The organism is Cohnella lupini, from assembly GCF_003386205.1.
GTDB lineage: Bacteria > Bacillota > Bacilli > Paenibacillales > Paenibacillaceae > Cohnella > Cohnella lupini.
Window position 1 is genome coordinate 19,141 of sequence record NZ_QRDY01000039.1, and the last position, 8,698, is coordinate 27,838.

An 8,698-nucleotide genomic window follows, 5' to 3' on the forward strand; every position below is an offset into this window, starting at 1 on the left:
TCAACTTTTAACGCGTATCCGCGGATCTAAGATCGAATAGGATAAATCCACCAGCAGATTAATGAGCGTTATCGAAAAACAGATCATCATTACGCCGAACTGCACGACGGGAAAATCCCGTTGCCTCGCGCTGCTCACGATGAGCGAGCCGATTCCCGGCCATGCGAACACCGTTTCGATAATGACTGATCCGCCAATAATCGTGCTGAGCTGCGCGCCAAGAATCGTAATGACCGGGATCATCGAATTTCGCAAGGCGTGCTTGTAGATCACGACCCATTCATTCACGCCTTTAGCTCGGACGCTTTCCAGATAATCCTGTCCGATGACATCCAGCATGGAGCTGCGCGTCAGCCTCGCCACGCTGGCTGTCGGCCCTACCGACATGGCAATCACCGGCAGCACGTAATGAGCGGCCGTTCCATAGCTGCCGCTAGGCAGAACATGAATATACAGCGAGAATACCATGATCAACAGAATGCCCAATACAAAGTTGGGAATCGTATAGCCGGCGATCGAAATCGACATCGTGAGCCGATCCAGAATGGTATTATGCTTCACCGCAGCCAACACGCCGAGCGGTATACCAATAAGAATGGTAACAAGGAAGACAAGGGCACCTAGCGTAAACGTCGCGATAAAACGTTCTCCGAACAGGTCCGACACGGGTCTGGCGTAATAGTAGCTGTCTCCGGCGTTCCCTGTCAGGATGTCGCCGAAAGCTCTGAAATACTGCTCCCATAACGGAAAATCGAGTCCCAGGTTATGCCGCACTTGCGCGATGGCTTCTGCGGAACCGCCTTCGCTCAATATCCAGTCCACGGGATCGCCGGTTACTCTCGATAAGACGAAGACGAGCGTCCAGATGAAGAGAACGGTTAGAATGGCCTTACATACCCTTACTGCGATATATCTCGTCATGAGACAACCCCTTCGTTCACCAAGTGGCATGCCACGTAGTGACCTTCTCCCACTTGTTTTAATTCGGGTTTGATTCGGCATTTATCCATCGCCTGAGGGCATCTGGATTGGAAAGGGCAGCCCGCGGGCGCATGAATCGGGCTCGGAAGGTCGCCTTTAAGAATAATTCTGTTCTTCATGGCAGCCGGATTGGGCTCGGGTATCGCGCTCATTAACGCTTGGGTGTAGGGATGCCTTGCATTGCCGAACAAACTTCTTTTACTCGATATCTCCATCACCTGACCGAGATACATGACCATAATCCGGTCGCTGACATGTTTGATAACGCTCATATCATGAGAGATAAAAATATAAGTAAGACCTCTTATTTTCTTAAGGGAAGCGAAAAGATTCAGTACCTGCGCCTGAATGGAAACATCCAACGCGGATACCGGCTCGTCGCATACGATCACTTCCGGATTAAGCACGAGCGCCCGGGCGATTCCGATGCGCTGCCGCTGACCCCCGCTGAATTCATGGGGGAATTTATCGAGCGCGCCGGCCGATAAGCCCACCTGTTCCATGATGGGAAGCACGATCTTGTTTTTTTCTTCTTTGCTTAAGTTTTCATGGATTCGCAAAGGTTCTTCGACGATGCGACGGACATTCATTCGAGGATCCAAGGAAGAATAGGGATCTTGGAAAATCATTTGGATATTCCTGCGCATGGTTAGCGGCATATCCGGTCGAACCGGCTCCCCTTTTAACCGAATCTCGCCGCCGCTTAGCGTTGTAAGACCCATAATCAGTTTAGCCAGCGTACTCTTACCGCACCCCGATTCGCCGATCACGCCCAAGGTCTCGCCTTTATACAGGTTGAAGCTGACATTATCTACTGCCTTAACGGTACCGATGTTTTTCCTGCTTATGAACCCTTTGGTCACCGGATAGCTTTTACGAGCTTCTTTGACTTCCAATATCGGATTGTTATCCATTGTTCGTCTCATTCTCCTGTGCGTATAACCAGCAACGAACGAAGCGCCCGTCGCCAATCTGAATGAATGGCGGCTCTTCTTCTCGGCATCTGGTAAAAACTTGATCGCAGCGGCTGCAGAACCGGCAGCTGCTGACCGGTGCATTAAAGTGAGGGACTTGACCCGGTATCGCATACAACTCTTCTTTTTCTTCTTCGAGGCTGGGAATCGATGCAAGCAGACCGAGAGTATACGGATGCAGGGGACTCGCGAATACATCCGTGCATTTGCCCTCTTCCATCACGACGCCGCCGTACATGACCAGCATGCGATCGCACATCTCGGCGATAACGCCCATATTGTGCGTAATCAGGATGATGCTCATATTCCGTTCGTCGCGGATTCTGGAGAGGAGCTCCAGTATCTGCGACTGAATGGTGACATCCAATGCGGTAGTCGGTTCATCCGCCAGTATAATTTCGGGCTGACACGCCAAAGCCATTGCAATCAACACCCGCTGCTGCATGCCGCCGGACAGCTGATGCGGATAATCATCGAGCCGAAGTTCGGGCGAAGGGATTTCGACCTGCTCCAGCAAATGCAAAGCCCTGTCCCGGGCTTTCGCCCGGGACATGGATTCATGGGTCAGTATCGCTTCTTGAATCTGATTGCCGATCGTATATACCGGATTTAACGAGGAAAGCGGGTTCTGAAAAACCATGGAAATCGATTTGCCTCGGATGCCGCGCAGTTCTCGCCCGCTCAGCTTCAGCAAGTCTTTGCCGCGGAATAAAACTCTCCCGTTCTCGATTCGGGTCGTGTTCTTGTCCAACAAACGAATGATCGAGCGAACGACCGTGCTCTTGCCGCTTCCCGACTCTCCCACGATTCCCAACACTTCGCCCTTGGCAAGCCTGAAGCTCACGCCATCGACCGCCGGTACGACCTGCTTCCCGGTGCGGTAATAAGTTTGCAAATCTTGCACGTCCAGTATCGTTTCCATGGCTATCATCTTCCCCTGTTTACTTTAATTTCAAGTCTGCCGCTCTGAACGGCGTAATCTGGTTTTGAGCGTAGAACATGTCCCAATCCAAACCGTCGCGAATACCATAGTAATCTTCCGCCTGGTAAAGGTAGGTTCCGGGAGCGTACGTATCGAACATTTTCAATAGTTCTTCCGACAACTCGAGCTTCTCTTTCGGGTCATTCGTTTCCGTCAGTTTTTGACCTGCTTCCTTGAAATCCGCAGGCATATCGAGCCAGCTGTTGACAGCCGGACCCGAACCCGGTCCGAACAGGAGCCACATTGCTCCAAGCGGACTGTCAAATCGGGAAGCGCTGGACCACGCTCTGACGTGTTTGAAATCCCAGCCCAGCTTTTCTTTGTACACGACTTTGGCATTTACGCCGATGTCTTTCCACATATCGACGATCGCTTCGCCTGCCTGGTTGCCGTTCATGTAATACCCGTTCGACATTTCGATCTCGATTTCGGTTCCGTCATAACCGGATTCTTTCACCAATTGCTTGGCCTTCTCCACGTCGAACTGGATGCCCGGGTAAGCTTCGGGGCTGACATACGTACCCGAGGAAGCATAGGTATCGAACTGATGGCCGTTCGGAACCTTGGCATATTCTCCCCACAGCGTATCTACCATCAGCTGTCTATTCATGCCGATCGTAAGCGCCTGGCGGAATTTCTCGTTGGCCATAGGGCCGTTCGCCGTATTGAACACATAGATATGAATATTTTTGATCGGAGTGCCGACCACGTTGATTCCTTTGTTCGACTTCAGGGAATCGACCATATCTGCCGTTACGTCATTAATAATATCCACTTCGCCGTTGATCAAAGCCGTCATTCTGGCGGAAGCCTCGGGGTATACGATCATCTCGATGTTCTTGAACGCTGGGGCATCTCCCCAGAAACCGTCATAACGCGTCAATACGTACTTTTCCGGAGAATAGGACGTCATCTGGTAAGGGCCGGTACCGATCGGTTTCGTCTTGAAAGCTTCGTCGCCGACTTCCGTGAGATAGTCTTTAGGCACGATGCTGGCGCCCCAGATGGAACCAAGCCGCTCCAGGAACGATGAGTCCACGATTTTTGTCTTGAATCTTACCGTCAAGTCATCCACGACCTCGACCGATTCGAGCGTATCATAGAGCAGCTTTACCGTTCCGTCGCCGTAGCCGTTCAGAAAACGGTCGAAGGTGAACTTCACGTCTTCCGCCGTGCAAGGCTCGCCATTCTGGAAAGTAACGCCGTCCCGGATTTTGACTTCCAGCGTTTTGTCATCCACCCAATCGTAACTTTCCGCAAGCTGGCCGACGATCTTTCCTTCTTTATTCGTGGTCAGCAGCGTGTCGAAAATATTGTAAAATACTTTGATGCTCGCGATCCCGATACCGTATCCAGGGTCGAACATAGTAGCACCTGCGCCAAGCGCCACTTTGAGGGTTTCGTCATTCGGTACCGCGTTGCCGGCAGACTGGCTCGCTACCGGGCTTGAACTCGCCGACTGACTCGGACTCGGGCTTGCAGCTTCGTTGGCATTGCCGTTATTACCTGCTTTCGAACATGCGCCCAGTACTAGGACAATCAGAAGCAAAGGCAAAATCGTGAACTTTCGCAACATTGGTAAATCTCCTCCCGGTTTTTAAATGCTATTTTTTGAAGATTTGATGCCATAAAAATAGAGGCCCAGCAGAAACGATTACAACAAATCGTATCGAGGTCCGAAATAGGACTCGCCGACTTTGTCATAAGGTTTTCTCTTAGCCTCCACCTTATAGCTATTAAGTTTGCTGGTTCGTGTTATATGTTTCTATTCTATATCCCATCTTTTAATAGGTCATTAACGCCAAGTAAACTAAATGTAAAATAAATCTCGTCGGAATCTCCGTCATCGAACGCAAAACCTGTTCATTGCCTCAATGACGCCTTTGTCCCATCCATGTTCGCAGACAAAGTCCGCATATTCCATTAATTCGGGGTATGAATTGGATACGGCAACGCCGATTCCCGCTTCCATCAGCATTTCCTTATCATTCATATGGTTGCCGATCGCGAGAATCTCGTCTTTCGAGATCCCCAGACTCTCAGCAAGCTTCAGCATCGTTTTCCCTTTATTCTCGCCCTTCTTGACGATTTCAAAAAAGTCTTCTTCGCTGCGGATAAAGCTGTATTGTCCGCTGACGTCCATCCGATGTTTATGCCACAAGGACAGGCTGACTTCGTAGGGACCGACCAAAACTACTTTAAGCACCTTCCTCTGCAACAAATCGTCTTTGCGGGGGGGAATGGTCTCGCAGCTCACCTTTTCTTTGTCGCAAAACCTGTCGATGCCCTGTTCGCTGCCGAATCCGAAAACCTTGTCGTGTTCGAACAACAAGACCGCGATTCCGCTTTTCCCGGCTTCAATCAGCAAGTCCGCCATTATGCCGGTTGCCAAATCGGATTCATAATAGATTGTTGTAGGATCCGCCAGAATGGCACCGTTGCACAGGATAACAGGGACATTAATGGAAGTATGCTCCACAATATGTTTTGTCGCATACCAGTTTCTGCCCGTGGCAATGGTGAACAATCCTCCCTGTGTCGTATACTCCCTTACCTTGTCCATCAGTTCATCGCTTAACTGATGGCTTTCATCCAGCAATGTACCGTCCAAATCGCTGACAACCAGTCGTATTCTGCTCATTTGATCTGCTCCATTTTTTATCGGGGACAACGCTAAAAAAGCCTTGCAAGATACCCCTATAACGCAAAAATCGCGTTGGGCATGATGCAGGCTTTCTCCGGTTCTCCACCTGAAATTATTCGATTATTACATTTAGTATGTTAATTGAATTTGTTGAAAAAAACAATTATTTGCATGTTAACTGGATGTTAAATTTTATCGCAAGATCGGAATGTTCATGGATTGTGTTATATAATACCGATACAAAACCTATGAGGTGTAACCCATGAGTACAGACCTATTCAAGAATCACGCGATTGTCGCAGCCTGCGAGTTTCATCAAATGAAAGCGGCCATCGAATCCGGAGCCGGCGCGATCATATACATGAACGGCGACCTTAATGATATGGTTTCAAGCACCTTCAAGGAATATTGCCGACAGAAACCGGTGTTCATTCATTTCGATCTGCTGAAAGGCTTGAGCAACGACAAAGAATCCCTTCGTTTCATTCGTAAATACGTAGCTCCTTACGGCATCGTGTCCACCAAGAGCACCATCATCAAATCCGCTAAAAAAGAAGGGTTAGTCACGATCCAGCGGGTGTTCCTCATCGACACGAAATCCTTTAACAACTCGATCGAAGCCATCAGCCAGAACGACCCGGATTGCGTCGAAGTCATGCCTGCCATAGCCCCTTCCATTATAAGAAGCTACAAGCAACGCTTCCCGTCCATTCCGATTATTCTCGGCGGCCTAATCAGCGAAGAAAGCCACATCTCCGAGGCGTTCAAACAGGGAGCGGATGCGGTATCCCTTTCCAAAGCTTCATTGTGGAATTACCGGTTTAAGGCATAGCTTTACGGTCTATATTGTAGCTGATAAAGGTCAGCAGTGACGCGGCAATCGAAACGATCCCTCCGACCCAGGAAACATCGATGAGTTCATTGTTCGTCGTGACAAATCCCCCAAGAGCCGATCCAAACGCGATTCCGACGTTTATGGACACAGGAGTCAACGACGAAGCCAAGTCTTTCGCAGACGGAAAATGCTTTTCCGCTAAATCAATGAAATACAATTGAATCGTGGAGTTCATTATATAAACAACGAGAGCAATGAATGATACACTAATCAATGCCGCGACAATTGAATTCGAGGAAACATACAGAGACATGAGAATAGCCGCTTGTATAAGAAAAACATACCTCAGCTTTCCAATCCCATTTCTGATCGCTATTTTCCCGCCGATTAACGTGCTGAAGACAGAAACAACACCGTACAGTAAAAATACAAGACTAATATACCGGTCAGGCACGAAGAGAACCTCTTCCAACAGAGGAGTTAAATAGGTATATACGGTATACGTCGCTCCAATGCTTAATGCAGGTATACAGAATGCGATCATAATCCGCGTATTGGTTAACAAACCGATTTGTTTTTGCAATGAACTCTTCGTTCCCTTCAGCCCTTTGGGGATAGTCGCCGAGCTTGCGATTAGAGAAACGATTCCTAAACCTGCGGTAAACCAAAATGCTAGATGCCATCCGCCCCATTGTCCGATGTAGGTGCCGATAGGCACACCGATTACGCTTGCAATTGTAAAACCCGTAAAGATAATCGAAATGACCGGCCCCCTCTTATCGGAAGGCACCGTTTCACTTGCAACCGTCATTGCGAGTGCGATCAATACCCCGGTAACAATGGCAGTAATCACTCTGGAAGCAACAAGCAATATATACGACTCGGATAAAGCGGTTATCATATTGGCTGCAACAAATACCCCGATCAAGGCAAGCATCAACGGATACTTGGAAAAACGGCTGAAAACGGCCGTCAAAATCGGCGTACTTACCGCAAAAGATATGGCAAAAACGGATACGAGGGCTCCAGCAGTTGAAATGGCGATATTCAAGCCTGCTGATACTTCGGTGAGCAGTCCGACAATAACGAATTCACTCGTTCCCAAAACGAAAGTTAATAAAAATAAATTGAAGACCAGTAGCTTGTGTTGTTTCGTCAACGTCAAATCTCCTCTTCGAAAAATCTTCAATCAAGCTTTTACTACGGCGATCTGGACCTCGGCAACGTGAGATTCCGGGTCGCTTGATTTTTCATGGGGAAGACAAAATTCGCGTCTCGGCTCATCCTCTTTAATCCGATATCCGTTCCGCTCGATCCACAATGCCAATTCCGTGCTTGCAGTACAAGGACTGGTCGTCCGACAAATATGGATAAGCGTGGCCATCATCGGAACTTCCGGCAATCGTTTTACCGTAAAGGGAGGATGGCTTCGTATTTCGAGAGCTAGCGGACGAGCCACTTCTAAATCGATATCGTTCTCGTTTCCATCACAGCCGTGCCAAAGTACAATTTGAGGCGAAGAGGAATGAACGGAATTTCCTAATTGAGCATCCAACTGTTGGAACAGCCCAGGAATTTGCCTGAGCGATGATTTACGGCGGTAAGACAGCACAAGTTGAGGTTCAACTTCCTTCAGAATGACATCGTGCGAATGCGGGTTTTCACCTTCATTTTCAATGAAATACAGTCGTTCCTTTATTTGAGTGAGCCTGGCCTGTTCCTTGTCCAAACTGGACTGAATCTCATTTTGCTTGAGACGAAACATTCCCCTGATTTGCTCGAGTGGGATTTGCTCTCCTATCATCTGACGAATTTGATCCAAGGAGAAGCCCAATTCTTTATAGGCCAGAATACGATTGAGTTGAAACATCTGGTCAGCCGTATAATACCGATACCCTGTATATTTGTCGGTATGGTCCGGCTTGAGTATGTTTAATTGGTCGTAGTAGCGAAGCGTCTTAACGGACACCTGGCTGATTTTTGAAAACTCGCTGATTTTAAACATCGAATTATCTCCTTGCATGGGTAGCTCTATTCTCCCCTGGTCTTTGCCAAGCATACCTTTCCAGTTAAGGGGAGAGTCAAGCTATGGGAAGCAAATCAGGAAGAAACATAAACAAATCAAATAATGAAAACAAAAAAATAGGCCACAAAAAATCGAGGCCACTGAAAAAGTGTACTCAAGAAAAAAGGTACAGCAATCCTCAATTTATTGGGGAAGGCTGTACCTTTTCCTTGTATAATTAGGATATCAACCTGAAGTGGGTGGTCACCTAATGATT

At 48.3% G+C, this 8,698-nt stretch carries 8 protein-coding genes; 1 reads left to right on the forward strand and 7 read right to left on the reverse strand.

Features of this window, described 5'->3' with window-relative positions; translation table 11 throughout:
- The 5 genes from DFP95_RS27565 to DFP95_RS27585 all read right to left on the reverse strand — a co-directional run bounded on the left by DFP95_RS27565 (nt 1) and on the right by DFP95_RS27585 (nt 5,578).
- Nucleotides 1-921: an ABC transporter permease gene (locus DFP95_RS27565; protein ID WP_181907640.1), complete on the reverse strand. Its 921-nt coding sequence runs from the start codon at nt 919-921 to the stop codon at nt 1-3.
- Complete coding sequence (locus tag DFP95_RS27570) at nt 918-1,907, reverse strand: ABC transporter ATP-binding protein (RefSeq protein WP_245988026.1); 990 nt, start codon at nt 1,905-1,907, stop codon at nt 918-920. Before DFP95_RS27570 ends, DFP95_RS27565 begins: the two co-directional genes overlap by 4 nt.
- Nucleotides 1,888-2,877 (reverse strand): ABC transporter ATP-binding protein, encoded by a 990-nt coding sequence (locus tag DFP95_RS27575; protein WP_220376485.1) that lies wholly within the window; start codon nt 2,875-2,877, stop codon nt 1,888-1,890. The genes DFP95_RS27570 and DFP95_RS27575 overlap by 20 nt, the downstream gene beginning before the upstream one ends.
- Before the next feature lie 19 nt (nt 2,878-2,896).
- Nucleotides 2,897-4,513 (reverse strand): ABC transporter substrate-binding protein, encoded by a 1,617-nt coding sequence (locus tag DFP95_RS27580; RefSeq protein ID WP_115995896.1) that lies wholly within the window; start codon nt 4,511-4,513, stop codon nt 2,897-2,899.
- A 267-nt stretch (nt 4,514-4,780) separates the two neighbouring features.
- Complete coding sequence (locus tag DFP95_RS27585) at nt 4,781-5,578, reverse strand: HAD family hydrolase (RefSeq protein ID WP_115995897.1); 798 nt, start codon at nt 5,576-5,578, stop codon at nt 4,781-4,783.
- Between the two features lie 265 nt (nt 5,579-5,843).
- On the opposite strand from DFP95_RS27585, the gene DFP95_RS27590 reads away from it, so the two are divergent.
- On the forward strand, nt 5,844-6,413 hold the full coding sequence (locus DFP95_RS27590; protein WP_115995898.1) for a glycerol-3-phosphate responsive antiterminator: 570 nt from the start codon (nt 5,844-5,846) through the stop codon (nt 6,411-6,413).
- Here the strand turns inward: DFP95_RS27590 and DFP95_RS27595 are convergent.
- Together DFP95_RS27595 and DFP95_RS27600 are read right to left on the reverse strand one after the other, a co-directional pair.
- A complete protein-coding gene (locus DFP95_RS27595) occupies nt 6,403-7,575 on the reverse strand; it encodes an MFS transporter (RefSeq protein WP_115995899.1) in 1,173 nt (390 codons plus the stop codon). The genes DFP95_RS27590 and DFP95_RS27595 overlap by 11 nt on opposite strands.
- 30 nt (nt 7,576-7,605) lie before the next feature.
- Nucleotides 7,606-8,421, reverse strand: a complete 816-nt coding sequence (locus DFP95_RS27600) for a MerR family transcriptional regulator (RefSeq protein WP_115995900.1) — start codon at nt 8,419-8,421, stop codon at nt 7,606-7,608.
- Nucleotides 8,422-8,698 lie beyond the last annotated feature (277 nt).

Coding starts and splice junctions, on each gene's coding strand:
- DFP95_RS27565 (WP_181907640.1), bottom strand. CDS start 921: ATGACGAGATATATCGCAGTAAGGGTATGTAAGGCCATTCTAACCGTT.
- DFP95_RS27570 (WP_245988026.1), bottom strand. CDS start 1,907: ATGAGACGAACAATGGATAACAATCCGATATTGGAAGTCAAAGAAGCT.
- DFP95_RS27575 (WP_220376485.1), bottom strand. CDS start 2,877: ATGGAAACGATACTGGACGTGCAAGATTTGCAAACTTATTACCGCACC.
- DFP95_RS27580 (WP_115995896.1), bottom strand. CDS start 4,513: ATGTTGCGAAAGTTCACGATTTTGCCTTTGCTTCTGATTGTCCTAGTA.
- DFP95_RS27585 (WP_115995897.1), bottom strand. CDS start 5,578: ATGAGCAGAATACGACTGGTTGTCAGCGATTTGGACGGTACATTGCTG.
- DFP95_RS27590 (WP_115995898.1), top strand. CDS start 5,844: ATGAGTACAGACCTATTCAAGAATCACGCGATTGTCGCAGCCTGCGAG.
- DFP95_RS27600 (WP_115995900.1), bottom strand. CDS start 8,421: ATGTTTAAAATCAGCGAGTTTTCAAAAATCAGCCAGGTGTCCGTTAAG.